The 25,328-nt window shown below is 67.3% G+C and carries 26 protein-coding genes; 14 read left to right on the top strand and 12 right to left on the bottom strand.

The genetic code is table 11. The features are described from left to right. Positions 1-72 precede the first annotated feature (72 nt). The 4 genes from yegS to ACM0PB_RS04355 all read right to left on the bottom strand — a co-directional run bounded on the left by yegS (position 73) and on the right by ACM0PB_RS04355 (position 2,798). Positions 73-1,008: a lipid kinase YegS gene (gene yegS / locus ACM0PB_RS04370; RefSeq protein WP_164093394.1), complete on the bottom strand. Its 936-nt coding sequence runs from the start codon at positions 1,006-1,008 to the stop codon at positions 73-75. 256 nt (positions 1,009-1,264) lie between these two features. Next, positions 1,265-1,747 (bottom strand): GNAT family N-acetyltransferase, encoded by a 483-nt coding sequence (locus tag ACM0PB_RS04365; RefSeq protein ID WP_053497693.1) that lies wholly within the window; start codon positions 1,745-1,747, stop codon positions 1,265-1,267. 13 nt (positions 1,748-1,760) lie between these two features. After that, positions 1,761-2,438, bottom strand: coding sequence for a ribulose-phosphate 3-epimerase (rpe, locus tag ACM0PB_RS04360; RefSeq protein WP_005419843.1), 678 nt, complete (start codon positions 2,436-2,438; stop codon positions 1,761-1,763). Positions 2,439-2,468: 30 nt separating this feature from the next. Then, positions 2,469-2,798 (bottom strand): J domain-containing protein, encoded by a 330-nt coding sequence (locus tag ACM0PB_RS04355; protein WP_008265098.1) that lies wholly within the window; start codon positions 2,796-2,798, stop codon positions 2,469-2,471. 144 nt (positions 2,799-2,942) lie between these two features. Here ACM0PB_RS04355 and ACM0PB_RS04350 point away from each other — a divergent pair, with 144 nt between their 5' ends. From ACM0PB_RS04350 to ACM0PB_RS04315, 8 genes are all read left to right on the top strand, one after another. Then, on the top strand, positions 2,943-3,869 hold the full coding sequence (locus ACM0PB_RS04350; RefSeq protein WP_065186521.1) for a phosphoribosylaminoimidazolesuccinocarboxamide synthase: 927 nt from the start codon (positions 2,943-2,945) through the stop codon (positions 3,867-3,869). Positions 3,870-4,004: 135 nt separating this feature from the next. Beyond that, a complete protein-coding gene (locus ACM0PB_RS04345; protein WP_414603688.1) occupies positions 4,005-4,490 on the top strand; it encodes an Mpo1 family 2-hydroxy fatty acid dioxygenase in 486 nt (161 codons plus the stop codon). 333 nt (positions 4,491-4,823) lie between these two features. Continuing rightward, positions 4,824-7,652 (top strand): monovalent cation/H+ antiporter subunit A, encoded by a 2,829-nt coding sequence (locus ACM0PB_RS04340; protein WP_414603687.1) that lies wholly within the window; start codon positions 4,824-4,826, stop codon positions 7,650-7,652. Beyond that, positions 7,652-8,044 carry a Na+/H+ antiporter subunit C gene (locus ACM0PB_RS04335; protein ID WP_005419863.1) on the top strand — a complete coding sequence of 131 codons (393 nt, stop codon included), beginning with the start codon at positions 7,652-7,654 and terminating at the stop codon, positions 8,042-8,044. The genes ACM0PB_RS04340 and ACM0PB_RS04335 overlap by 1 nt, the downstream gene beginning before the upstream one ends. Continuing rightward, positions 8,041-9,576, top strand: coding sequence for a monovalent cation/H+ antiporter subunit D (locus ACM0PB_RS04330; protein ID WP_065178873.1), 1,536 nt, complete (start codon positions 8,041-8,043; stop codon positions 9,574-9,576). The genes ACM0PB_RS04335 and ACM0PB_RS04330 overlap by 4 nt, the downstream gene beginning before the upstream one ends. Then, complete coding sequence (locus ACM0PB_RS04325) at positions 9,573-10,079, top strand: Na+/H+ antiporter subunit E (RefSeq protein WP_005419867.1); 507 nt, start codon at positions 9,573-9,575, stop codon at positions 10,077-10,079. The genes ACM0PB_RS04330 and ACM0PB_RS04325 overlap by 4 nt, the downstream gene beginning before the upstream one ends. Continuing rightward, the gene (locus tag ACM0PB_RS04320; RefSeq protein ID WP_005411334.1) at positions 10,076-10,360 is read left to right on the top strand and encodes a K+/H+ antiporter subunit F; all 285 of its coding nucleotides are present in this window, start codon (positions 10,076-10,078) and stop codon (positions 10,358-10,360) included. Before ACM0PB_RS04325 ends, ACM0PB_RS04320 begins: the two co-directional genes overlap by 4 nt. Next, a complete protein-coding gene (locus tag ACM0PB_RS04315; protein ID WP_005419868.1) occupies positions 10,357-10,746 on the top strand; it encodes a Na+/H+ antiporter subunit G in 390 nt (129 codons plus the stop codon). Before ACM0PB_RS04320 ends, ACM0PB_RS04315 begins: the two co-directional genes overlap by 4 nt. Positions 10,747-10,833: 87 nt before the next feature. On the opposite strand, the gene ACM0PB_RS04310 is transcribed toward ACM0PB_RS04315, so the two are convergent. Both ACM0PB_RS04310 and ACM0PB_RS04305 read right to left on the bottom strand, forming a co-directional pair. After that, positions 10,834-11,799 (bottom strand): sodium:calcium antiporter, encoded by a 966-nt coding sequence (locus ACM0PB_RS04310; RefSeq protein ID WP_164230233.1) that lies wholly within the window; start codon positions 11,797-11,799, stop codon positions 10,834-10,836. A gap of 72 nt (positions 11,800-11,871) precedes the next feature. Beyond that, on the bottom strand, positions 11,872-12,528 hold the full coding sequence (locus ACM0PB_RS04305; RefSeq protein WP_164230231.1) for a hypothetical protein: 657 nt from the start codon (positions 12,526-12,528) through the stop codon (positions 11,872-11,874). 125 nt (positions 12,529-12,653) lie between these two features. Here ACM0PB_RS04305 and ACM0PB_RS04300 point away from each other — a divergent pair, with 125 nt between their 5' ends. Continuing rightward, positions 12,654-13,187 carry a hypothetical protein gene (locus tag ACM0PB_RS04300; protein ID WP_065197057.1) on the top strand — a complete coding sequence of 178 codons (534 nt, stop codon included), beginning with the start codon at positions 12,654-12,656 and terminating at the stop codon, positions 13,185-13,187. An 84-nt stretch (positions 13,188-13,271) separates the two neighbouring features. Here the strand turns inward: ACM0PB_RS04300 and hmgA are convergent, their stop codons facing one another. Beyond that, positions 13,272-14,570 (bottom strand): homogentisate 1,2-dioxygenase, encoded by a 1,299-nt coding sequence (gene hmgA / locus ACM0PB_RS04295; protein WP_065186524.1) that lies wholly within the window; start codon positions 14,568-14,570, stop codon positions 13,272-13,274. An 85-nt stretch (positions 14,571-14,655) separates the two neighbouring features. Next, positions 14,656-15,768: a 4-hydroxyphenylpyruvate dioxygenase gene (gene hppD / locus ACM0PB_RS04290; protein WP_196768686.1), complete on the bottom strand. Its 1,113-nt coding sequence runs from the start codon at positions 15,766-15,768 to the stop codon at positions 14,656-14,658. A gap of 129 nt (positions 15,769-15,897) precedes the next feature. On the opposite strand from hppD, the gene ACM0PB_RS04285 reads away from it, so the two are divergent. After that, positions 15,898-16,389 carry a MarR family winged helix-turn-helix transcriptional regulator gene (locus tag ACM0PB_RS04285; RefSeq protein ID WP_005419884.1) on the top strand — a complete coding sequence of 164 codons (492 nt, stop codon included), beginning with the start codon at positions 15,898-15,900 and terminating at the stop codon, positions 16,387-16,389. A gap of 81 nt (positions 16,390-16,470) precedes the next feature. On the opposite strand, the gene ACM0PB_RS04280 is transcribed toward ACM0PB_RS04285, so the two are convergent. From ACM0PB_RS04280 to ACM0PB_RS04265, 4 genes are all read right to left on the bottom strand, one after another. Beyond that, the gene (locus tag ACM0PB_RS04280; protein ID WP_164093396.1) at positions 16,471-17,610 is read right to left on the bottom strand and encodes a hypothetical protein; all 1,140 of its coding nucleotides are present in this window, start codon (positions 17,608-17,610) and stop codon (positions 16,471-16,473) included. A gap of 197 nt (positions 17,611-17,807) precedes the next feature. Further along, positions 17,808-18,407 (bottom strand): thioredoxin family protein, encoded by a 600-nt coding sequence (locus ACM0PB_RS04275; protein ID WP_005419888.1) that lies wholly within the window; start codon positions 18,405-18,407, stop codon positions 17,808-17,810. Between the two features lie 19 nt (positions 18,408-18,426). Continuing rightward, positions 18,427-19,926 carry a peptide MFS transporter gene (locus ACM0PB_RS04270; RefSeq protein ID WP_065178867.1) on the bottom strand — a complete coding sequence of 500 codons (1,500 nt, stop codon included), beginning with the start codon at positions 19,924-19,926 and terminating at the stop codon, positions 18,427-18,429. Positions 19,927-20,107: 181 nt separating this feature from the next. Further along, positions 20,108-20,983 carry a tryptophan 2,3-dioxygenase gene (locus tag ACM0PB_RS04265; protein ID WP_005419892.1) on the bottom strand — a complete coding sequence of 292 codons (876 nt, stop codon included), beginning with the start codon at positions 20,981-20,983 and terminating at the stop codon, positions 20,108-20,110. Between the two features lie 335 nt (positions 20,984-21,318). Here ACM0PB_RS04265 and pdhA point away from each other — a divergent pair, with 335 nt between their 5' ends. The 4 genes from pdhA to ACM0PB_RS04245 are packed head-to-tail and all read left to right on the top strand — an operon-like array spanning position 21,319 to position 25,207. Further along, positions 21,319-22,401: a pyruvate dehydrogenase (acetyl-transferring) E1 component subunit alpha gene (gene pdhA, locus ACM0PB_RS04260; RefSeq protein ID WP_065186527.1), complete on the top strand. Its 1,083-nt coding sequence runs from the start codon at positions 21,319-21,321 to the stop codon at positions 22,399-22,401. Continuing rightward, positions 22,394-23,461, top strand: coding sequence for an alpha-ketoacid dehydrogenase subunit beta (locus tag ACM0PB_RS04255; protein ID WP_005419896.1), 1,068 nt, complete (start codon positions 22,394-22,396; stop codon positions 23,459-23,461). The genes pdhA and ACM0PB_RS04255 overlap by 8 nt, the downstream gene beginning before the upstream one ends. 1 nt (position 23,462) lies before the next feature. Beyond that, on the top strand, positions 23,463-23,816 hold the full coding sequence (locus ACM0PB_RS04250) for an SH3 domain-containing protein (protein WP_005411349.1): 354 nt from the start codon (positions 23,463-23,465) through the stop codon (positions 23,814-23,816). Continuing rightward, a complete protein-coding gene (locus ACM0PB_RS04245) occupies positions 23,813-25,207 on the top strand; it encodes a dihydrolipoamide acetyltransferase family protein (protein WP_414604780.1) in 1,395 nt (464 codons plus the stop codon). Before ACM0PB_RS04250 ends, ACM0PB_RS04245 begins: the two co-directional genes overlap by 4 nt. The last annotated feature ends 121 nt before the right edge of the window (positions 25,208-25,328 follow it).

Here is a 25,328-nt window from a genome sequence, read left to right as displayed (position 1 = left end):
AGCTTGCGCGGCAGGGGAACCCTGGGAAACTGAACCACCGGACGCCCGCAGTGGCCACGGGGACTGATGACTCTACCCCTGCCCCTCCAGCAACGGGCATCCGGTCGGCAGATGCATCCGCACCCTGCCCGGCACGCACTCGACGCGAAAGTGACGGGCCTGCACCGGTTCGCCGTCCAGATTCAGGGTCAGCGCCTTGGGCGCATCGATCTGCAGCCACGACAGCCGCGCCCGTGTGGCCAGCTGTTCCAGTGCGGCCTGGGTACCGGACTTCAGCATCTGGCCGAGGGTGGCGGCGACCTCCCCTTCCAGTTCCGGAAGCACGGTCACATCCAGCAGTCCATCATCGATCAGTGCCTGCGGGCACAGCTGCTGGCCACCGCCGGCCTGCCGGCCATTGCCGATGCCGAGCGCGATGAAGTCACCTTCCCAGGCGAAGTCCGGGCCGGACAGGCGCGCGGCGATCGGCTCGATGCGGCCCAGCTTGGCGATGCCGGTGATCACGTAGGCCAGCCCACCGAGCATCTTCTTCAAGCCGGCATCGGTCTCCACCGTCACCTGCGTGCCGAAGCCACCACTGGCGAGGTTGGCGCACCACCAGGGCGTGCCATCGGCATCCACGCGCAACAGGTCGATGGGCCGTGCCGGCACCTGGCCGATCAGCGCGAGGGCATCGCCGGGCTCGGTGGGAATGCCTGCCGACGTGGCGAAGTCGTTGGCGGTCCCCATCGGAATCAACGCCAGCGAAGGCAGCGCTTCTGCCGGTTCCTCACGATGGGCCAACGTCTCGGCCACCGCGCTGAGCGTGCCATCGCCACCGGCCGCCACGATCACGTCCACGCCATGATGGATGGCCTCGGCAACGTAGCGTTCAGCGTCACCGTCTTCCCAGGTCACCCGCACCTCCAGCTGCACGCCCTGCCCGCGCCAATGGCCCACGGCGTCGCGCAGTTCATCGTTGCCAGCCGATTTGCCGTTGAGGATCAGGCGCCAGCGCGGGGTGGTCATGCGGTACTTCCAGGTCAGGGCGGCACAGGCTAGCAATGCACTGTTTGCCCGCAGTGAATGTCACGCAGGTGTCATTCAGCTGCTGGAGAATGGAAGGCCATAGCAGGGACGACGGATGGAGGCAGGATCAGCCTCCCACGCATGCAGCGAGGCCACGCCAGTGATTGGCGTGGCTTTTTTTTTGGGGGGCGGGTACCCAGGGAGTGCGAACCAAGGTTCGCACCCACCGGGTTGCGGTTCGCACCCGCCACACGCCTCACCCGTTGGCGAAATCGTGCAGCGCCTGCCCCTGCAGCCGGTACACGGTCCACTCATCCTGCGGTTTCGCGCCGGCGGCGGTGTAGAACTCGATGGCCGGAGTGTTCCAGTCCAGCACCGACCATTCGAAACGACCGCAACCCTCGGCCACGGCCTGGCGTGCGATGTACTTCAGCAGCGCCTTGCCGGCGCCCGCGCCACGCTTTTCCTGGCTGACATAGAGGTCTTCCAGGTAGATGCCCTTGCGGCCCAGCCAGGTGGAGTAGTTGTAGAAATACACCGCATAGCCGATCGCTTCACCACCGGCTTCGCAGATCAGTGCACGTGCAGTGGCATCGGGTCCGAACAGGCTTTCGGCGATGCCGATCTCATCGGTCTGCACCGAGTGCTCGGCCTTCTCGTAAATGGCCAGCTCGCGGATGAAATGCAGGATCAGACCGGCATCGGCCACGGTGGCCGGTCGGATGTTCAACACGGCCACCGTGCTCATGAGTTCAGCCCCGCGCCGCGGCAACGTTGGCGCGCATCTGCGCGATCACGTCCTGATAGCTGGTCCTGGCATTGAAGATGGCCGAGCCGGCGACGAAGGTATCGGCGCCGGCGGCAGCGATCTCACCGATGTTGTCGGCCTTCACGCCACCGTCGATCTCCAGGCGGATGTCCTTGCCGCTGGCATCGATCATCTTGCGCACCACGCGCAGCTTGTCCAGCGCCGAGGGGATGAAGGCCTGGCCGCCGAAGCCCGGGTTGACCGACATCAGCAGCACCAGGTCCAGGTCATCCAGCACCCAGTCGAGGATGTCCACCGGGGTGGCCGGATTGAGCACGATGCCCGGCTTGCAGCCCAGCGAGCGGATCAGCTGGATGGTGCGGTGCACGTGCCGGCTCGCCTCCGGGTGGAAGCTGATGTAGGTGGCACCGGCCTCGGCGAAGTCCGGGATGATGCGGTCCACCGGCTCGACCATCAGGTGCACGTCGATCGGCGCGGTGACGCCGTGCTTGCGCAGGGCCTGGCAGACCATCGGGCCGATGGTCAGGTTCGGCACGTAGTGGTTGTCCATCACGTCGAAGTGGACCCAGTCCGCACCGGCAGCGAGGACGTTGTCGACTTCCTCGCCGAGGCGGGCGAAGTTGGCGGACAGGATGGAGGGGGCGATGAGGCAGTGGGACATGGCCGGGCCTTGCAACGAGGGGAAAGTGGGTCAGCGCTTGCGCAGGGTCTTGATGCGGTCGTAGGCGGCATTGATCCGCCGCGACTTCTGCTCGGCCTGCTGCTGCAGCTCGGGGGCGGCGCCGCCAAGCTTGTCGGGGTGGTACTGCGAGATCAGCTTGCGGTAGGCGCGTTCGATCTCGGCATCGGTGGCTTCGGAAGTCAGCCCCAGCTCCCGGTACGGGTTCTCCTTGTTCAGGCGGAACCAGTCCGAATCGAAGGCGTGGCCAATCAGCAGGCCGACCACCGCGCCGAACAGCGGATTGGGCCGGAACAGCAGGGCGCCGGCGATGAATCCGAGCAGTTTTCCGTACCAGCGCATGGCGCTCCGGGGTCGACCGACGAAATGGACGCTCATTTTACGTCACAGCGGGCCCGGACGGCTTTACACTAGGCCGCCCGCTGGTCAGCGGGCCCGCCGGGTCCGTTGGGCAGCAGCCGTATCGACAACGCCCCAGGAGTGCCCGTGCCAACCACGCTGTTGCAATCCGATCTCCCCGGCCTGCCCTTGCGCCATCGCGGCAAGGTGCGTGATGTGTTCGATATCCCGCGCGAGCGGCTGCCAGCCGGAACCCCGCCGGGCGACTACCTGCTGATGGTGGCCACCGATCGCCTGTCGGCGTTCGACGTGGTCCTGCCCGACCCGATCCCGGGCAAGGGCGAGATGCTCTGCCAAGTCTCCAACTTCTGGTTCGCCAAGACTGCGCACCTGATGCCCAACCACCTGACCGGCATCGACGTGGCCAGCGTGCTGCCCGAAGGCGTGGACCCGGCCCTGTACGCCAGGCGCGCGGTGGTCACCCGCAAGCTGAAGCCGGTGCCGGTGGAAGCGATCGCCCGCGGCTACCTGATCGGCAGCGGCTGGAAGGATTACCAGCGCACCGGCAAGGTCAGCGGCATCGACCTGCCCGATGGCCTGCGCCAGGCCGAACAGCTGCCCGAGCCGATCTTCACGCCCTCGACCAAGGCCGCGGTCGGCGACCATGACGAGAACATCGATTTCGACGCGATGGTGAAGCAGGTCGGTGCGGAACTGGCCGAGCGGGTGCGCGACGCCACCCTGCGCATCTACAAGTTCGCCGCCGATTACGCCCGCGAGCGCGGCATCATCCTGGCCGACACCAAGTTCGAGTTCGGTACCGACGCCGATGGCCGGCTGTACATCATGGACGAGATGCTGACGCCGGATTCCTCGCGTTACTGGCCGGCCGACGAGTACGAGGTGGGCACCAGCCCGCCGAGCTACGACAAGCAGTTCGTGCGCGATTACCTGGAGACGCTGGACTGGGGCAAGACCGCCCCGGGTCCGAACATCCCGGCCGACATCATCGAGCGCACCCGCGCCAAGTACGCTGAGGCGCTGCAGCGCCTGGCCGGGATCAGCGTCGACTGACCCGCCTGCGCCCCCGGCCGGAAAGGCGGGGGGTGCGTTCGGTAGTGCCGGCCGCTGGCCGGCAACGTCGACGAACACCTGCAGCCAGGCATGGCCTGGCTCTACTGACGGGCCCGGCGGGAGTATGCTGGCCGCATGCAGACATCCACCGAGCTTGCGCGGCCGATCGACCGCTATTTCGCCAGCTACTCCGACGACCACCGCAACGTGATCAACCAGCGCATCCACGTGGTGGCGGTGCCGGCGATCCTGTGGTCGGTGGTGGCCCTGCTGTGGTGCCTGCCGCCGCTGATCACCTGGTTCCAGTACGGCATCTGGTCGGCGTTCGCGATGTTCAGCGCCTGGTGCTTCTACAACAAGCTGTCGCGCCCCCTGGGCATCGGCATGCTCGTCCAGTTCTTCGTATTTGGCTGCCTGTGCCGCCTGCTGGAGGCCGAGATCGGCCTGCATGCGCTGCGCTGGCTGGCGGTGGGCGTGTTCGTGGCGGCCTGGATCGCGCAGTTCATCGGCCACACGTTCGAGGGTCGCAAGCCCAGCTTCCTGACCGACCTGACCTACCTGCTGATCGGCCCGGCCTGGGTGATGGGCAAGTTCTATCGCAAGCTCGACTGGCGCTACTGATCGCGGGTGGCCGACAGCGGCCGTCGTTTCCTGAACGGGCGAATTCCATCACCCACACTCCACGGCGGCCCTGCCAGCCTGCGCCGGTGACTCGCTCCCCGCTTCCCGTCCGTTGACGGCAGCCCCTGTGCGACAGGGCCTGCGGTCTCCCTGCGTGGGCGTAGGGTGTCCCCCGAGAGCAACCCGGGAGGGACCGCAGGAACGTGATGTTGCGCCGCAGAAAAAAATGAATCAGCGAACGTTACATGGAATTGATCGCTGTTCGATGGGTTTCGGCGACATTTCGCAGCCTGTTATTCTCCCTGACCTGCTCGTGAATCATGGATTCCCTGCATGCTCCCCAGCCTGCCCCTGCTGCTGGCCCTGCCGTTCCTGATGGCAGCGGCTGTTGCGGCCTTCCCCCGTAGTTCGCGCTCGACTGCTGCCTGGCTGGCGGCACTGGCGCCGTTGGGCGGGCTGGCCATGCTCGGCTGGCTGACCCCGGCGGTGCTCGATGGCCAGGTGGTCCGCACCCTGGTCCCTTGGCTTCCACAGATCGGGCTGGACTTCACCCTGCGCCTGGACGGGCTGGCCTGGATGTTCGCCGGGCTGGTGCTGGGCATCGGCGCCCTGGTGGTGCTGTATGCGCGCTACTACCTGAGCCAGCAGGACAACGCGCACCGCTTCTACTGCTACCTGCTGCTGTTCATGGGCGCCATGCTGGGGATGGTGCTGTCGGGCAACCTGCTGTTGCTGATGATCTTCTGGGAAATGACCAGCATCAGCTCGTTCCTGCTGATCGGCTTCTGGTCGCACCGCCAGGACGCACGCGAAGGCGCGCGCATGGCGCTGGTGATCACCGGCGGCGGCGGCCTGGCCCTGCTCGGTGGCGTGCTGCTGATCGGCCGTATCGTCGGCAGCTTCGACCTGGATGTGGTGCTGGCCGCCGGCGAGCAGATCCGCGCCAGCACGCTGTACCCGTACGCCCTGTTCCTGGTGCTGGCCGGCATCTTCACCAAGAGCGCGCAGTTCCCGTTCCACTTCTGGCTGCCGCACGCGATGGCAGCGCCGACCCCGGTCTCGGCCTACCTGCACTCGGCCACCATGGTGAAGGCCGGCGTGTTCCTGCTGGCGCGGCTGCATCCGGCGCTGGCCGGCAGCGACCTGTTCTTCTATACGGTCAGCGGCATCGGCGCGCTGACCCTGCTGATCGGTGCCTGGAACGCGATCTTCCAGCACGACCTGAAAGGCCTGCTGGCGTACTCGACCATTTCCCACCTGGGCCTGATCACCCTGCTGTTCGGCCTGTCCACGCCGATGGCGGTGGTCGCCGGCGTGTTCCACATCCTCAACCACGCCACCTTCAAGGCCTCGCTGTTCATGGCCGCCGGCATCATCGACCACGAAACCGGCACCCGCGACATGCGCAAGCTGGGGGGACTGCGCAGGCTGATGCCGTTCACCAGCGCGCTGGCGATCATCGCCTCGCTGGCGATGGCCGGGATCCCGCTGCTCAACGGCTTCCTGTCCAAGGAAATGCTGTTCGCCGAAGCGATTACGGCCGGCGGCCCGGGCATAATGCGCACGGCGGTGTCGATCGCTGCGTTGCTGGCAGGCGTGTTCGGCGTGGCGTACAGCCTGCGCTTCGTGCACGACACCTTCTTCGGCACTGGCCCGCACGACCTGGACCGCGTGCCCCACGAGCCGCCGCGCTGGATGAAGGTGCCGGTGGAGCTGCTGGTGGTGATCTGTGTGGCGGTGGGCGTGGCACCGGCACTGACCGTCGCGCCGGTGCTGCACGCCGCTGCGGCCTCGATCCTCGGCACCGCCATGCCCGAATACAGCCTGGCGGTGTGGCACGGCTTCAACCTGCCGCTGGCGATGAGCGCGATCGGCGTGGTCGGTGGCGTGGCGCTGTACTTCGGCCTACGCAGGCTGATCAACCTGCATGCCGTGACCAATGTCAGCACGGGCCGCAATGTGTTCCACGCCCAGCTGGACGCCGTGTCCGCGCTGGCGATGCGCCTGACCAATGGCATCGCCAATGGCAGCCTGCAGCGCATGCTGCTGGGCCTGGTGCTGGTGGCGATCGTGGTTGCCGCTGCGCCGTTCGTGGCCAACCCAGCCTCGCCGAACTGGACCGCGCCGCAGCCGATTCCGCTGCTGGGCTGGGCCCTGTGGCTGGTGATGATGGCCTGCGCGGTCGCCACCCTGCGCATCTACAAGCAGCGCCTGCTGGCGGTGCTGCTGGTCGGCGGCGTCGGCCTGATGGTGGCGCTGACCTTCGTGTTCCTGTCCGCGCCCGACCTGGCCCTCACCCAGCTGCTGGTGGAGATGGTGACGCTGGTGCTGATGCTGCTGGGCATGAATTACCTGCCCGCGCAGTCCGGGCCTGAGCGGCCGCGCTGGCGCAAGCGCCGTGACGCGGTGATCGCGATCATCGCCGGTGCCGGGCTTGGCGCGCTGGCCTATTCGGCGATGACCCTGCCGCCGAACACCATGGCCGGCGAGCTGCTCGCCCGTGCCCTGCCCGAGGCCTACGGCCAGAACGTGGTCAACGTGATCCTGGTCGACTTCCGCGGCTTCGATACCTTCGGCGAGATCACCGTGTTCGGCATCGCCGCGCTGGTGGTGCATGCGCTGCTGCGGCGTACGCGGATGGCACCGGAGCAGATCATGCCCGGCCCGCCGATCAAGCTGCCGGTGCCGGCCGACCTGGCGCAGATCATGTTCCCGCTGACCCTGACCGTGTCGATTTTCCTGTTCCTGCGCGGGCACAACGCACCGGGTGGCGGCTTCATCGCCGGCCTGGTGTTGGCAGTGCCGCTGCTGATCCAGTACGTGATCCAGGGCACTGCATCGGTGGAGTCGCGCTTCGGCTTCGACTACATCCGCTGCATCGGCATGGGCCTGCTGATCGCCCTGCTCAGCGGCAGCGCCTCGATGCTGTTCGGCGTGCCGTTCCTGACCAGCGGCCATCTCGACCTGCACCTGCCGCTGATCGGCGACGTACCGCTGGCCAGCGCAATCGGCTTCGACATCGGCGTCTATCTGGTGGTGTTCGGCGGCGCCATGCTGATGCTGTCGATGATGGGCACGATCAAGCCGTCGCGTACCCGCACTGCCCGCAAGGGTGAGATCGACCTGCAACGCCGCTCGGCACGCACCGGGGAGATGCACTGATGGAACTGGCCCTGGCTACCGCGATCGGCGTGCTGACCGCCATCGGCATCTACCTGCTGCTGCGTGCGCGCAGCTTCGATGTGATCCTCGGCATGACCTTCCTGTCCTACGCCACCAACCTGCTGATCTTCGCCGGCGGCCGCGTGGTGCTGGGCAAGGCGCCGGTGCTGCAGGAAGGCGTGGACAGCCACCTGGGCAACTACACCGACCCGCTGCCACAGGCGCTGGTGCTGACCGCCATCGTGATCGCCTTTGCGATGACCGCGGTGAGCATTGTGCTGGCCATGCGCAGCCGCAGCGACAACCACAGCGACCACGTGGATGCCCACGAGCCGGATGACGACCTGCAGGATGAGCGCGTGCCGCCGCGCCAGGGCGAGGACCGCGCATGAACCACCTGGTGATCCTGCCGATCCTGATTCCGCTGCTGGGTGCGGCGCTGTCGCTGTTCGTCGAACACCGCCGCTATGGCCCCAGGGTGCAGCGGGCGGTGGCCTGGACCGCGCAGTCGGCGCTGGCGCTGGCGGTCGGGTTGCTGTTTGCCACCACGGCCAGTGGTGAAATCAACGTCTACCTGCTTGGCGACTGGCCGTCGCGGCTGGGCATCGCGCTGGTGGCCGACCGGCTGTCGGCGTGGATGCTGCTGACCACCCTGCTGCTGGCCATTCCCTGCCTGCTGCACGCCTGCTCGGGCTGGGACCGCCGCGCGCCGCACTTCCATGCGCTGTTCCAGTTCCAGCTGGTCGGCCTCAACGGTGCGTTCCTGACTGGCGACATCTTCAACCTGTTCGTGTTCTTCGAAGTGATGCTGATCGCCTCCTACGGCCTGCTGCTCAGTGGTGGCCGCGGCCTCCGCATGCGCATCGGCCTGCATTACGTGGTGTTCAACGTCACCGCCTCGACCCTGTTCCTGGTCGCGCTGGGCCTGCTGTATGCCTCGCTGGGCTCATTGAACATGGCCGAGCTGTCGCAGCGCATCGCCGAGGTACCGCCGGCACAGCTGACCCTGGTGAAGGCGACGATGGGCCTGTTGCTGCTGGTGTTCTGCGCCAAGGCCGCGTTGATGCCGCTGTACCTGTGGCTGCCGGAAGCCTATTCGCGCGCGCCGGCCGCCGTGGCCGCACTGTTCGCGATCATGACCAAGGTCGGCCTGTACTCGGTGCTGCGCATCCAGATGCTGTGGTTCGGCGACGATGCCGGCGCGATGGCCGGCTACGGCCGCGACTGGTTGCTGTGGGCCGGCGTCGCGACGCTGGTGCTGGGCGGCCTCGGCGCGCTGGCCGCGACCCGCCTGCGCGTGCTGATCTCGTACCTGGTGATCGTGTCGGCGGCTACGCTGTTCATCGCCTTCTCGGTGGGCACGCCACAGGTGCTCTCGGCTGGCCTGTACTACCTGCCACACAGCAGCTTCGTCGCTGCCGCGCTGTTCCTGGTTGCCGACCTGATCCGCCGCCGTCGCGGTGGCGCCAGCGACCGCAAGGAAGTGGTCGCGCCGATGCCAGGCAAGGAGACGCCCGCCGTGCTGTTCCTGATCGGCGCGGTGTCGGTGGCCGGCCTGCCGCCGCTGTCCGGCTTCCTGGCCAAGGCTGCGCTGCTGGCCGGCATGCCGGCGCAGTACACCGGCCCGGTCTGGACCGCCGTTCTGGTCAGCAGCCTGCTGGTGATCATGGGCCTGACCCGGGGGGGCATCCGCCTGTTCTGGCGCGTGCCACCGGTCGATCCGGAAGCGCCGGTACCGCGCAAGGCGCGGCTGCGCCGGGTCGAGCTGTACGCGGCCTGCATCCTGCTGGCCTACGGCATCGGCATGACCCTGGCCGCAGCACCGCTGATGCGCTACACCGACGCCACCGCCGCGCAGCTGCTGCACCCCAGCGAGTACGTGCAGCAGCTGCGTGCGACTGCACCGGAGATCCGCCAGCCATGACCGCCCAGCGCTCCCTGTTCCGTCGCCTGATTCCGTCGCCGATGCTGAGCATCATGGTGGTGGCGTTCTGGCTGCTGATGTCCGACAGCTTCACCCTTGGCCAGATCGTGCTGGGCCTGCTGCTGGGCGTGGTGGTGCCGCTGTTCGCCGCACGCCTGGACCGCGAGTTCGCCCGCATCGGCACCCTGCGCCCGTTGCCGAAACTGCTGTGCGTGACCCTGTGGGACATCCTGATGTCCAACATCCGTGTCGCCCTGCAGGTACTGGGGCCGGAGAAGAACATCCACCCCGGTTTCATCTGGCTGCCGCTGGACATTGCCAACATCCATGGCATCGCTGCGCTGACCAGCATGATCACGCTGACCCCGGGCACGGTCTCGGCCGCGCTCAGCGACGACCGCAAGTACCTGCTGGTGCACGTGCTGCACCTGGAGGACCCGCAGGACCTGATCGATACGATCAAGCGCCGTTACGAGGCGCCGTTGATGGAGATCTTCCCATGACCGGTTTTGAAGTCATCCAGACCACCCTGGTGGTGTGCATGCACGTGGTCGGCCTGGCGATGCTGCTGGCCACCTGGCGGCTGTTGCGCGGGCCGACCGTGCCCGACCGCATCCTCGCGCTGGACACGCTGTCGGTGACCGCGATCGCTGAGCTGATGCTGTTCGGCATGTACCTCAACTCGCCGATCTACTTCGAGGCGGCGCTGATCATCGCCATGCTCGGCTTCGGCAGCACCGTGGTGCTGAGCAAGTTCGTGCTGCGCCGGGACATCGTCGAATGATCACCGCGATCCAGATCGTCCTGTCGATCCTGCTGCTGTTCGGCTGCTTCTTCATCCTGGTCGGCGCACTGGGCCTGGTGAAGCTGTCCACCTTCTTCAAGCGCCTGCACGCACCGACCAAGGCCAGCACGCTGGGCGTGGGCTGCGTGCTGGTGTGCTCGGTGTGCTACCACATCTTCCTCGGCCAGGACCCGCAGCCACGCGAGCTGCTGATCACCGTGTTCCTGTTCATCACCGCACCGATCAGCGCGCACATGATGGCCAAGGCGGCGTTGTCGCTGCTGATGGAAACCCGCCCCAGCCTGCCGGGCAACGAGCCGGCCGCCGAGGAGCAGTTGCCGCCGCCGGAACCGGTGCGGGAAGAAGAAACCACGCAGAACCGGTAGTGCCGGCCGCTGGCCGGCAGGGTGACGCCCCGTGGGTGCCGACCGTTGGTCGGCACGAAATCGACTGCATCCACGCATGGCGTGGATCTACAACGCCGGTGCGCCGACCAGCAGCAGCTCCAGCACGAACCAGCCTACGAACGCGACCAGCAGGATCCCGCCTTCGCCACGACTGATCTTCAGGTCGCCGCGCAGCATCGGGTACAGCACCAGCGCGAACGCCAACAGCGCAGGCAGTTCCAGGCGCACGAACGAGGCCGGCAAGGCCAACGGCTGCAACATCGCCATCGCGCCGATCACCAGCAGCAGGTTGACCACGCTGGAACCCAGCACGTGGCCGAGCACCATGTCGCCATGCCCGCGACGCGAGGCGGCAATGGCGGTGGCCACCTCGGGCAGTGCGGTGCCGATCGCCACCGGCAGCAGGCCGACCAGCAACGGCGTCCAGCCCAGTGCGGCACCGAAGTCGGCGGCAGCCCCCACCACCAGGCGCGCGCCCCAGTACAGGGTCAGTGCGGCGATCAACACGCGCAGCACGTTCAACGGCAGGCTGGTGCGGCTCAGCGCGGATTCGGCGATGGCTGCCTGCACCTCGGCGCTCTCGACGCGGCCGCGGCGCAGCAGCAGCACCTGCACGACGATGAAGCCCGCCACCAGCACGCCGCCTTCCCAGCGCACCAGGTGACCATCCAGGCCGAACAGGATCAGCAGCACGGCGGCCGCCAGCAGCGACCACCACAGCACCGCCTGCAGGCGCGCGCGCAGCAGCAGGGGGGCGGCGACGGCGGCCACCGCCAGGGTCAAGCCCAGATTGACGATGCTGCTGCCCACTGCATTGCCCAGTGCCAGCTCCGGTTGGCCAACCGCCAGCGCACGTGCGTTGACCGCCAGTTCCGGCAACGAGGTGGTCACGCCGAGCAGCAGCAGCCCGGCAGTGAACGGGCCGGCCCCGAAGCGCTGGGCCAGGCCAGAGACGGCCTTGACGATGGAGTCCCCGCCCAGTGCCAGCAGCAGCAGGCCGAGCAGGAACCAGGCAATGGCAATGGCGATCATCGAGCACTCCCCAGCAGTGGTGGCGCGATTCTACGCTTGGCCCGAGCGCATGGCTGGGCGATGGATCAAGGATCAGCCACAGCCTTCCGCATAGTCGACCTGCGGGGTCTGCCCGACCCGCCAGGCCCCCACCCGGCCATCGGCACCGAGCGCGAAGTCGATCACTGCCCCGCCCTCCTGCGCCGGCCGCACGCGCAGGTGCTGGGTCTTCTCGTCGTACTTGTCGGGACCGACGTCTGCGCGCTCGGGATACAGCACCTGCAGCTCGCCCAGGGTCATGCCGACCTTGCCGCCGCCCGGTGCGGTGATGGCGGCGCTGCGCACGTCGTAGCGCACCAGCTTGCGGCCTTCGATCATCAGCCGCGGGTCCTCGGCATCCTGCGGGCGAAGGAAGTAGCAGCCGTCGTTGCCGTCGTCGGCGGACAGCGGCTTGCCGGCGGCATCGGTGCCCAGCCCCTGCAGTGGCGTGCCAAAACCACTGCGGACTTCGGCGATGCCGGTGCCCAGCTTCGCACCCGCGAAGCCGTCCAGGCGGGCCGGACTGTCCTTGCGGAGGTCGTTCGCCGGGCGGGCCGCCAGATCAGGATCCGTCGACTGGGCCGGACCGGTCGCCGAGGCGGTTTCCGCCGGGGTATCGCTGCCGCTGCCGGCGGCGCCCTGCTTGTCGGGGCCGCCACTGCATGCGGCGAGCGAAAGGAGCAACAGACCAGCAATCGGGAGGTGCTTCATCGGTGCGGTTCCCTGGCACGAAGGTAGCTGCACGCTAGCGCAGCGCGCGTGCAGGCGCTGCATTGTCATCGCGGTTTCATCGCCCTCGTTCAGGCTCGGCATGCACCGACCTGGCTGTCCCTTCCATGCTACCGCGCAAGACCGAACTCGCCCGAACCGCGCTGCAGGCCCATCGCGCGCCGCTGGACATGCGCCAGCGCCGGTTGCTGATCCTGTGCGACGGCCAACGCAGCATCACCGACCTGACCGGTCTGCTCGGCCAGGATGCGCCCGCGATGGTCATCCAGCTGGTGCAGGCCGGCTACCTGAGCACCGGCACCGGTGCCGCAGCCCCGCCACCGCCGCCGGCAGCCACGGTAGAGCCGCAGCCCGCGACACCTGCCGCAGCTGCTGCCACAGCGGTCGAACGCCGCCGCTCGCTGGTGTCCGCGCGCATCTATGTGCTGGGCATCCTGGAAATGCAGCGACACCCGCAGGCGGCGGCGCTGTTCCGCGACCTGCAGCAGGCACGCGCCGAAAGTGAAGTACTGCAGGTGCTGCACTCGGCGATGCGGGTGCTGCCCGGGCTGACTTCGGAAGGCTATTGCCAGCGTGTACGCCAACGCCTGCTGGAAGCGCTGCCGTTGGAGCACTGCGACGCGTTCGCCGAGGTGGCCTGAAGAAAAAGGGGACGGAGGGGATTAAGTCGTTTCAAGCACACGTGTGCTGATTGCGGCTTAATCCCCTCCGTCCCCTTTTTCGGGTCAGCGGAAGTTGTTGCGCAGGCCGTTCCAGCACTGCTGGTAGTCGCCCTGACGGTGGCCGGCGGCCAGGGCCTGTGCGGTCGGGCGGATCACCGCGCGGGTCTCGAACATGAAGGCCATCGTGTCCTTGATCACGTCCGCCTTGGACAGATCGGCATTGGATGCCTTGTCGAAGGTCGGCGCGTCCGGGCCGTGGCCGCTCATGCAGTTGTGCAGCGATGCGCCGCCCGGCACGAAGCCTTCGGCCTTGGCATCGTAGGCACCGTGCACCAGGCCCATGAATTCGCTGGCGATGTTGCGGTGGAACCACGGCGGGCGGAACGTGTTCTGCGCCACCAGCCAGCGCGGCGGGAAGATCGCAAAATCCATGTTGCTGGTTCCCGGCGTGTCGCTGGGCGAATGCAGCACCAGGAAGATCGACGGATCCGGGTGGTCGTAGCTGATCGAGCCAATGGTGTTGAAGCGGCGCAGGTCGTAGCGGTACGGCGCGTAGTTGCCGTGCCAGGCCACCACGTCCAGCGGCGAATGGTCGATCGGCGCACGCCACAGGCGGCCCTCGAATTTGGCGATCAGCTCGAAATCGCCATCGACATCCTCGAACGCCGCGTGCGGGGTTTCGAAGTCGCGCGGATTGGCCAGGCCGTTGGAACCGATCGGGCCAAGGTCAGGCAGCTTCAGCAGCGCACCGTAGTTCTCGCAGATGTAGCCGCGGCTCGGGCCATCGGGCAGTTCAACGCGGAACCGCACGCCGCGCGGGATCACCGCGATCTGCTGCGGCTCGATCTCGATCACGCCCAGCTCGGTCAGCAGGCGCAGCGCGCCCAGCTGCGGCACGATCAGCAGCTCACCGTCGGCATCGTAGAAGTAGCGGCCGACCATGTCGCGGTTGGCAGCGTAGAGGTGGATGCCCACGCCAGCATGCGCATCGGGCGAACCGTTGCCCCCCATCGTGTACAGGCCTTCGACGAAGTCGGTCGGCAGCTCCGGCAGCGGCAGCGGACTCCAGCGCAGCTGGTTCGGCGAGGCCGGCTGTGCGCCGAAATCACATTGCAGCTGCGACTGCGCGAACGGGGTGAACTCGCCATGGGTCACCGCCGGACGGATCCGGTACAGCCAGCTGCGGCGATTGCTGCCGCGCGGCGCGGTGAAGGCGGTGCCGGTCAACTGTTCGGCGTACAGGCCGTGGGCCACCTTCTGCGGCGAGTTCTGCCCGACCGGCAGCGCGCCGGCGACGGCCTCGGTGGCGAACTCGTTGCCAAAGCCGGACTGGTAGCCGCGGGCGATGATGGCGGGGGACATGGGAACTCCAGAGATGGCCGGCCAGCGGCCGGCACTACCATTCGGACAGGCAATGTCGACCGGAAGCCGACATTGCCTGCAGACCTTACAGCACGCCGCGGCGGATCTGGTCGCGCTCGATGCTCTCGAACAGCGCGGTGAAGTTGCCTTCGCCGAAGCCCTCGTTGCCCTTGCGCTGGATGATCTCGAAGAAGATCGGGCCGATGCAGTTCTGGGTGAAGATCTGCAGCAGCTTGCGCTGGTGGGTTTCCGGATCGGCATCGATCAGGATCTTGTTCCTGGCCAGGCGCGGTACGTCTTCACCGTGGTTCGGCACGCGCTGGTCGATCACGTCGAAGTAGGTTTCCGGCGTGTCGAGGAAGTCCACGCCCTGCGCGCGCATCGCTTCAACGGTCTCATAGATGTTCTCGGTGAAGCAGGCGATATGCTGGATGCCCTCGCCCTTGTACGCGTCCAGGTACTCGTTGATCTGGCTCTTCGGGTCGGACGATTCGTTCAGCGGGATGCGCACGATGCCGTCCGGCGCGGTCATCGCCTTGGACACCAGGCCGGTCTTCAGGCCCTTGATGTCGAAGTAGCGGATCTCGCGGAAGTTGAACAGGCGCTCGTAGTAGTCCGACCACTGCTGCATGTTGCCGAAGTACAGGTTGTGGGTCAGGTGGTCGATGAAGGTCAGGCCGAAGCCCACCGGGTGCAGGTCGGCACCGGCGATCGGCTCGTAGTCGCCGTCGTAGACGCTGCCGGCCGCGCCGTAGCGGTCGACCAGGTACAGCATGCAGTCGCCGATGCCCTTGATGACCGGCGCGCTGACCGCCTTGCTGTCCGGCTTGAAGGCGATGGCTTCGGCGCCGTTGCCCAGCGCGGCCTGGTAGACCTCCTGGCCCGGCTTCTTGAAGCGGATGGCGAAGCCGCAGGCGCACGGACCGTGCTTTTCGGCGAAGTCCGAAGCGAACGAATCGGGGTCTTCATTGACCAGGAAGTTGACGTCGCCCTGGCGATAGACGGTAATCGGACGCTGCTTGTGCTTGAGCACCGCGCTGAAGCCCATCTTCCGGAAGTACTCGTGCAGCTCCTGGCCGCGGCCGGCCGGGGCGGCGAATTCGACGAACTCGAAACCGTCGATGCCCATCGGGTTCTCGAAGGTGGTGACCTGCATGCCGGGGTTGGGGTGCGAGGCGGTCGGGACTGCGGTATTCATGGCGTGGCTCCGAATCGGTACCGCATCGGTACAAACCAGGTGCGGGCAGGTAGGGACCCGGCGAGAATGCAGGGTCTGGACCTACCCCTTATAGTTACACTTGAAACCACCAGCAAGGTGCACCGCAACATGAGCCCCGATCCCGCCTCGACCCGCCTGCGTGCCTCGCACGTCCTGCTCGACCTGGAACAGTTCCTGCCGTATCGGCTGAGCGTGCTGTCAAACCGGGTCAGCGGCAACATCGCCAAGCTGTACGGCGATCGTTACGGTCTGGCGATCCCCGAGTGGCGGGTGATCACCATCCTGGCGCTGTACCCGGGCTCCTCGGCCAGCGAGGTCTCCGACCGCACGGCGATGGACAAGGTGGCGGTCAGCCGCGCCGTGGCCCGCCTGCTGGAGCGCGGCTTCATCAAGCGCGAGACGCATGGCGACGACCGCCGCCGCTCGGTACTGGCGCTGTCGGCCGCCGGTTTCGAGGTGTACGAGACCATCGCGCCGATGGTGATCGAGATCACCCGCAAGCTGATGTCGGTGCTGAGCGAGGAGGAAGAGCAGGTGCTGGAAAAGCTGATCCTGCGCCTGGCCGGCGAAGGCCTGGAGCGGATGGGCGAAGGGGTCTGAAAGAAAAAGGGGACGGAGGGGATTAAGTCGTAACGAGCACAGGTGTGCCTGAAACGACTTAATCCCCTCCGTCCCCTTTTTTCAGCTCAGGTGCTTGCGCCGTGCGTGGATCCACGGCACGGCCAGTGCTGCGATGGCGCCGCCGGCGAAGCCCAGCGAGGCGGCAACCGTGGCGGCTTCGACGGCCCCGGGCAGCGCCAGCGCCGCAGCCACCAGCAGCAGCGACGGCAGGCCGACGAAGGTGCCCAGGAAGAAATGCCAGCGCGGTGACCATGTATTGAGCTGCAGCAGGCTGACCGGTTGCCAGGCGTCGGACGCGGCATCCTCGGCGATCTTCGCCACTACCTTGCCCAGATCCACTTCCGGCAGCGCGCGCCCCGGGCGGACGGTCGCCAGCAGTTCGGCCACGGCCTCCACCGGTGGGAAGCTGGACGGCCACGCCACCGGGGCCGGCACGCCGTAAGCGGTCAGCAGCGGCACGCTCAGCCACGGCGCCACCAGCGGGCGCATGCGGCGGCGGCCATGCACGCACCAGATCTGCGGCTGTCCATGCGCGGTGACGTTGTACAGCGCCAGTTCGTTGGCGGGCGGATAACCCAGCATGGTCACCCGCGCCGCCAGACTGTCCTGGCCCATCGCACGCAGGAAGCCCGGGCGGCTGCGCCCTTCCTGCATCCACGCCAGGCCCAGCGCACCCACCAGGTACGCCTCCGCCGCGTCCTTGCTGCCCGCAGTGGCGCGCTCATCACTGGCCAGGTACCACGCCAACGACTTCGGCTCGGCGACATCCTCCAGGCCCCATCGGCTGTCATCCCCCAGCACGTGCCGCACCGGCAGGCGGGCAGGCGCAGTTTCGCCACGCTCCCCGGTCTGCAGGAACGGCAGCACGCCCTGGATGAAGGTGGACAGCTCGATCGCGCGCGCGCCATGGCCCTGCCATTCCGGCGGCAGCAGCCCGGCCAGCTGGCCCTCGGCCGCCAGCGCATCAAGCCGCGCCTTCTGCTCGACCAGATTCTGCACCGCGCCCTTCAGCACCACGTTGTCGGGCAGCGCGATCTGCGGCAGGCGGTGGCGTGGTGGTGCCAGTTCGACGGTGTCCTCGCCGGTGCCGGCGTCGTCCAACAGGGTTTCCTGCGCCGGCAGGGTCACGCCTTCGCCTGCCCCACCCTCGGCCAGGTGGCTGGCAGGTTCGGGCAATCGTTCGGCGTGGTCGCTGTGCATGGGCGTTCCGGTAGGTTGCGTCGACGGGGCGTCGACTGAAGTCCTTGCCGGTAACGGCGAGCGCGTTGCGATATTGAGATGCCGATTCCGGGAATGTGACCGCACCCACAGTAGATCCACGCCATGCGTGGATGCGACCCGACGTCAGTGCCGGCCAGCGGCCGGCCCCTCCCCACCCTGCCGGCCAGCGGCCGGCACTACCGGTCAGGTGCCCACTGCTTGAGGAACGCGCTCACCCGCGCAGGCTGGAAGGCTTCGCCCCTGCGCAGTTCGCCGGTGGCCTGCGAGACCAGCAGGCTGCCATCGGCGTCCAGTACCAGCAGGTGCGGGTAGTCGCGCTCCATCACCGGGAACTGGGCGAAGAAGGCGGTGTTGGGCTGTTCGTCGCTGGCGTTGACCTTCACCCACACGTAGTGGGCGTCGCGGAAGCGGCGCAGGTCGCCGTTGCCCTCGACCATTTCGTCCAGCGCCCGGCAGCGATCGCAGGCGGCGTTGCCGATCTCGAGCAGGATGCGCTTCTTGCCGCGCTGGGCTTCCACCTTGGCGGTGGCCAGGTCATCGGCGGGGTCGCGGGCCGGGTCGAACTGCGCGCCGAGCCCGGCGATGGCGGCAATGTCCGCCGCCACCGGGGTGTTGCCCGAGGCCACCGGTTCGCTGGGGTCAGCGACCGGCGGCTCGGTGGGCCGGGTATCCAGGGGCTGCGTGGGCTCGGCGGTGGCAGGCGGTTGCGGTTGGGAACAGGCGCCGATCAGCGCCGCACAGACCACCACCATTGCACCACCGAGCTTGCTGCGCATGCCTTCTACCCTCGCTTCATTACTTGACGCCGTGCATCAGCTTGTTGATCAGCGGGGCGATCAGGAACAGCACCACGCCGGAGCCGATCAGGGCCCAGAACCCGAAGGTATACCCCTTCAGGGCCGACTCGACCGTCATGCCGCCCTCACCACTGACCACACCAGCGAAGATGCCCGACAGGTTGTTGCCGATGCCGGTGGACAGGAACCAGCCGCCCATGCCGAAGCCGACCAAGCGCACCGGGGCCAGCTTGGTCACCATCGACAGGCCGATAGGCGACAGGCACAGCTCACCCACCGACTGGATGACGTAGACCATGAACAGGGTCCAGAACGGGATCTTGCCGTCCACCACCATCTGCGACAGGGCGAACATCAGCAGCGCGAAGGCGGCGCCGTTGAACAGCAGGCCCAGGCCGAACTTGCGCGGGATGGACGGATTGGCGCGGCCCATCGCCACCCAGATCCAGGCGATGACCGGGGCCAGGGTGATGATCGCCACCGAGTTGACCGACTGGAACCACGCGGTCGGGAAGGTCCAGCTGCCGAACTGGCGGTTGACGATGTTCTCGGCCAGGAAGGTGAACGAGCTGCCGGCCTGCTCGAAGAACATCCAGAACATCACGTTGAAGGCGAAGATGATCAGCATGGCGATCACGCGGTCGCGCTGCACCTTGCCTTCGCGGATGCCCTCGACCAGCAGCAGGATGGCCAGCGCGGTGAACATCGCGCCGAGGATCCAGGCCAGCGCGGTGGCGCCGGTGGCCAGCAGGAAGTACGCGACCGGGATGGCGACCACGGCACCGGCCAGCACCATGATGATGCGGCCGAAACCTTCCGCGCCGGCCGGCGGTGCGCCGATGCCCTTCAGGCCGGCACGACCGATGTAGAACCACACCAACGAGATCAGCATGCCCACGCCCGAGGCGATGAACACGACCTTGTAGGACGGCATCGCATCGGTACCGAACACCTTGCGGGCCAGGTACTCGGTCAGCACCGGGGCGATCATCGCGCCGATGTTGATGCCCATGTAGAAGATGGTGAAGCCCGAATCGCGGCGCTCGTCCTTCAGGCCGTACAGCTTGCCGACCATGGTCGAGATGTTGGGCTTGAACAGACCGTTGCCGACGATGATCGTGGCCAGGCCGAGCTTGAAGATGTGCTCCTGCGGAAGCGAGATCATGAACAGGCCGGCGGCCATGATGATCGCGCCGGTCAGGATCGAGCGCTGGTAGCCCAGTACCCGGTCGGCCACGTAGCCGCCGAAGATGGCCGCGGCGTACACCAGGGCCAGGTAGGCGCCATAGATGCGGCTGGCGTCGCCTTCACCGGCAGCGCTGCCGTTGTAGAACTGGGCAACGATGTAGAGCACCAACGCCCAGCGGATGCCGTAGAACGCAAAGCGTTCCCAGAACTCGGTCATGAACAGCATCCACAACGGGCGCGGGTGGCCCAGCGTGGTCTTGAAGTCCGGCAGTGCCGGCTCTGGGGTGTTCGCAGTGGCGTTTACGCTCATGCGGATTTCCTGGTTCGGTGGATGACGAGCACGTCCGCTGTGCAGTTGGAGCAACGCGCGAGGATCACCGACTTCTGGCGTTCACGTCAAATACACGCCGTTTGAGGCAGGTGGCAGCCTGCTCCCTGAACTTGCATCTGAAACGATCCAGCCGCGGGCCGGGAACCAAGCTGAATGGGGATCAACCCAGCGCTGCCGGGGGCGCGGCCTGCAGGCTGGTGCGCACCTGGAACAGCTCGGGGAAGAAGGTCAGTTCCAGCGCCTTGGCCAGGAAGCCCACGCCGGACGAACCGCCGGTGCCACGCTTGAAGCCGATCACCCGCATCACGGTGCGCATGTGTCGGAATCGCCACAGCTGGAAAGCCGTCTCCAGGTCCACCAGGTCCTCGCACAGCGCATACTCGCGCCAGTAGCGGTCGGTGTCCTGGTAGATGCGCTCGAAGACCGGCTGCAATGCGTCGTCGGCCACGTGTGGCTGGGTCCAGTCGTGGGCCTCGTAGACCGCCGGCACGGCATGGCCGAAGCGGGCCAGGTACTTCAGGAATTCCTCGTACAGGCTGGGCGCCTCCAGCACGGTGCGCAGCTGCGCCTGCCCGGCCGGGTCATGCTCGAACACCTGCAGCATCTGCGCGTTCTTGTTGCCCAGCAGGAATTCGATGTAGCGGTACTGCAGCGACTGGAAGCCCGACGACGGGCCCAGCACGTCGCGGAAGCCCATGTACTCGGACGGGGTCAGCGTTTCCAGCACCGACCATTGCTCGGTCAGCTGGCGCAGCACCTGCTTGCTGCGCGCCAGCACCTTGCGGCACTGCCAGACTTCATCGCGCTGCAGGAAGCCGATTGCGGCACGCAGCTCATGGCCCAGCAGCTTCAGCCACAGCTCCGAGGTCTGGTGCTGGATGATGAAGAGCATCTCGTCATGGTGCGGCGGGCTGGACAGCGGCTGCTGCGCGCTGAGCAGCTGGTCCAGCCGCAGGTAGCCGCCGTAGGTCAGGCGTCCCTGCAGGTCGGTGTGGATGCCGGCTTCGAGATCGCGTTGGTTGTTGTCGACGGACATGGGCGGGACCAGATCGGGGGCGGCAAGGGTAGCGCGTTGCCGCCGCGCTGGCAGCCGCCCGGTCCATACCGGGGCGTGCGGCTGGCCGTGGAGCATCGGCCGACCACCGGCCTGCGCGTGGAACCGTCCGCGCCGTTGTACCGGCAGTCACCCAGAGGCGTATTCTGATGCTTTGCAGCAACGACTGAATACGTTGTTGTTATTGGCCCCCCACCCGCCGGCAGGGGTAAAACGGGGAATCTCCGTGTTGCGGCGCAGGAAGGCTATTCCGTACGCGTTCCTTAACATGGCGATTCATATCATTTGTAACTTCTCTGTCGAAGGTGCAGTACGCAATGACGGTTGCCGCTGAATTCAAGATCGAATACCTGCAGTACCTGGACACGGACGGCACGCTCGTCCGTGACGACCTGCCCGTGTCGCTGCGCGACCCCAAGGTCCTGGTACCGCTGTTCAAGCAGATGCTGTTCGTACGCACGTTCGACAGCAAATCCATCGCGCTGCAGCGCACCGGCAAGCTCGGCACCTATGCCGCCTGCCTGGGCCATGAAGCCGCGCACGTGGGTATCGGCGCGGCGATGCAGAAGGACGACGTGTTCGCGCCTTCGTACCGCGAGTATGGCGCGATGTTCATGCGTGGCGTGCGCCCGCACGACGTGCTGATGTACTGGGGCGGCGACGAACGCGGCAACGATTACGGCGGCAACGCGGCCAGGGACTTCCCGTTCTGCGTGCCGATTTCCACCCAGTGCCTGCATGCGGCAGGTGCCGCGCTGAAGTTCAAGCTCAACAAGGAACCGCAGATCGCCGTGGCCGTGTGCGGCGACGGTGGCAGCTCCAAGACCGACTTCTACGCGGCACTGAACTCGGCCGGCGCCTACAAGCTGCCGCTGATCCTGTGCATCGTCAACAACGGCTGGGCCATCTCGGTGCCGCGTTCGGCCCAGACCGGTGCCGAAACGCTGGCGCAGAAGGGCCTGGCGGGCGGCCTGCACTGCCTGCAGGTGGACGGCAACGACCTGATCGCGGTGCTGGCGGCAATGGAACAGGCGCGCGAACGTGCGCTGGCCGGCGACGGTGGCACCGTGCTGGAACTGATGACCTACCGCCTGTCCGACCACACCACCGCTGATGACGCGCGCCGCTACCGCGACGATGCCGAAGTGAAGGATGCCTGGCAGCGCGAGCCGATGCTGCGCCTGCGCAAGTACCTGATCAACGCCGGGGTGTGGAGCGAGGAAGAAGAAGCCGCCTGGACCGCCGAGTGCGGCGCGCGCGTGGACGAGGAAGTGAACCTGTACCTCAACACGCCGGTGCAGCCGGTCGAGGCGATGTTCGACTTCCTGTATGCCGATCCGCCGCCGGACCTGCTGGCCCAGCGTGCCCAGGCGATCGCCCTGGAGAAGCGCCATGGATGAGATCAAGAACGGCGCGCCCGGCGCGCACACCAACGCCGCCGACAGCGCTGCAGTCGCGCGCGGAGATGACAGCATGACCACCACCCCGATCACCCTCATCGAAGCCATCACCCAGGCGCTGGCCTGGGAGCTGGAACACGATCCGTCGGTGCTGGTGCTGGGCGAGGACGTGGGCGTCAACGGCGGCGTGTTCCGCGCCACTGCCGGCCTGCAGCAGCGCTTCGGCTCGGACCGCATCCTCGACACCCCGCTGGACGAAACCACCATCGCCGGTCTGACCATCGGCCTGGCCGCACAAGGCATGAAGCCGGTGGCCGAAGCCCAGTTCGATGGCTTCATGTACCCGATGGTCGACCATATCGTCTGCCACGCCGCACGCCTGCGTTACCGCACGCGTGGCCGCCTGCACTGCCCGATGGTGCTGCGCGTGCCGTGGGGCGGTGGCATCCGCGCGCCGGAACACCACAGCGAAGCCAACGAGGCGATCTTCACCAATGTGCCGGGCCTGCGCGTGGTGCTGCCGTCGTCGCCGCAGCGTGCCTACGGCCTGCTGCTGGCCGCGATCCGCGAGCCGGATCCGGTGATCTACATGGAGCCCAAGCGCATCTACCGCCAGTACAAGGAAGTGGTCGTCAACGACGGCGAAGCCTTGCCGCTGGACGTCTGCTTCGTGCTGCGCGACGGCACCGACGTGACCCTGGTGACCTGGGGCGCGCAGGTGAAGGAAGCCCTGGAAGCGGCCGACAAGCTGGCCGGGGAAGGCATCAGTGCCGAAGTCATCGACGTGGCCACGCTGCGCCCGCTGGACTTCGCCACCATCGCCGAATCGGTGGCCAAGACCGGCCGCTGCGTGATCGTGCAGGAGGCCCCGAAGACCGCGGGCTTCGGCGCCGAGATCGCCGCGCGCCTGGCCGAGGAATCGATCTACGACCTGCTGGCCCCGGTCGAGCGCGTCACTGGCTACGACACCCACATTCCGCTGTTCCGCCTGGAAATGAAGTACCTGCCGAGCGTTGAGCGGATCGTGGCGGCGGCCAAGCGCGCGGTGGCGGCCGGCTGACATGCGGGCCCGCCTTCTGGGGGCTTACCGCAGCCAGTATCCCAACCCGCTCCGGTTCCACACCGGCCAGATCGTCGAAGTAGGTGTACGTGACGAGGAATGGCCGGCGTTTGCCTGGGTACGCACCAACGATGGGCGCGCTGGATGGGCGCCCATCGCCTGGTTGCAGCTGCTGGACGAGGGTCGCGCCGAAGCCCTGTGCGACTACGACGCCCGCGAGCTGGATGTGGAAAGCGGCGAGATGGTGAAGCTTCATCACGAACACGGCGGGTGGTGGTGGTCCGAGCGCGCCAATGGCGCGACGGGTTGGCTGCCGGCCCGCGAACTGGAACTGCTGGAAGAGAACTGCAAATGAGCCAGACCAAGAACTTCAACCTGCCCGACCTGGGCGAAGGCCTGCCGGACGCGACCATCGTCGAGTGGTTCGTCAAGGAAGGCGATGTGATCAAGCTGGACGAGCCGCTGGTGTCGATGGAGACCGCCAAGGCCGTGGTGGAAGTGCCCTCGCCGTTCTCCGGCAAGGTGCTGAAGCTGTCCGGCGCTGCCGGCGACATCATCCCGACCGGTTCGGTGCTGGCCAGCTTCGAACTGGACCCGAACCTGCCGCAGCGCGCCGATGGCCAGGACACCGGCCACAGCCATGGTCACGCCGCACCGGCGGCGCCGGCTGCCGCACCGACCCCGCCGCCGCTGCCGGCTGCGGCCGCTCCGGTTGCCGCCGAGGACGCCAAGCCCGCCGCAGCCGAGCGCGATGACGCCGGTACCGTGGTCGGCGCGATGCAGAGCTCCAATGCCGTGCACGCCGAGCAGGCGCTGGCCGTCGGTGGCGTCAAGGCCGTGCCGGCCGTGCGTGCGATGGCGCGCAAGCTGGGCGTGGACCTGAGCCGCGTGGCCGCTACCGGCACCGATGGCGCGGTGACCATGGCCGACGTCAAGCAGGCCGCCGCCAACGGCACCGCCAAACTCGGCGCCGCCCCGGCACCGGTTGCCGCCGCGTATGCCGCGCCGGCCCCGGGGCAGGTACCTGCCCCGGTGCAGAGCGAAGCCCGCACCCCGCTGTCTGCGGCCGGCAAGCCGATGCGCACCCAGCCGCCGGGCGTGGTCGCCAAGGGCCAGCCGGAACCGCTGAAGGGCGTGCGCCGCAACATGGCCCGCGTCATGGCCGATGCGCACAGCAAGGTCGTGCCGACCACGCTGAACGACGACGCCGACATCCACGCCTGGCTGCCGGGCAACGACGTCACCGCCCGCCTGGTTCGCGCCATCGTCATTGCCGCACAGAAGGTGCCGGCCATGAACGCCTGGTTCGACGGTGAAGCGCTGACCCGCACCCTGCACGCCCAGGTGGACATCGGCATCGCCGTGGACACCGACGACGGCCTGTTCGTGCCGGCCCTGCGCAATGCCGACATGCTCGATGCACGCGGCATCCGCGAAGGCGTCAACCGCCTGCGTGAGCAGGTGGAATCGCGTTCGATCGCCGCCTCGGAACTGAGCGGCTACACCATCTCGCTGTCCAACTTCGGCATGTTCGCCGGCCGCTACGCGACCCCGGTCGTGGTGCCGCCGTGCGTGGCCATCGTCGGTGCCGGCCGTGCCCGCCACCAGATGACCCCGGTGATGGGCGGCGTGGAAGCGCACAAGGTAATCCCGCTGTCGGTCACCTTCGACCACCGCGCGGCTACGGGTGGTGAAGCCGCCCGCTTCCTGCGCGCGATGATGGACGACCTGGCGCTGGCCAGCTGATCGGCCCCCTCTGAAACACAGGAAACGCCGGGCAATGCCCGGCGTTTTTTTGTGCCGCTCTATTGTAGAGCCGAGCCCTGCTCGGCTGCCTTGCAATATATCCACGTCATGCGTGGATGAA

Origin of the sequence: Stenotrophomonas sp. AR029 (assembly GCF_047520695.2) — a bacterium.
GTDB classification, from domain to species: Bacteria; Pseudomonadota; Gammaproteobacteria; order Xanthomonadales; family Xanthomonadaceae; genus Stenotrophomonas; species Stenotrophomonas sepilia.
The sequence above is the reverse complement of the archived record's forward strand: the minus strand, read 5'-3'. Positions and strand labels throughout refer to the sequence as shown.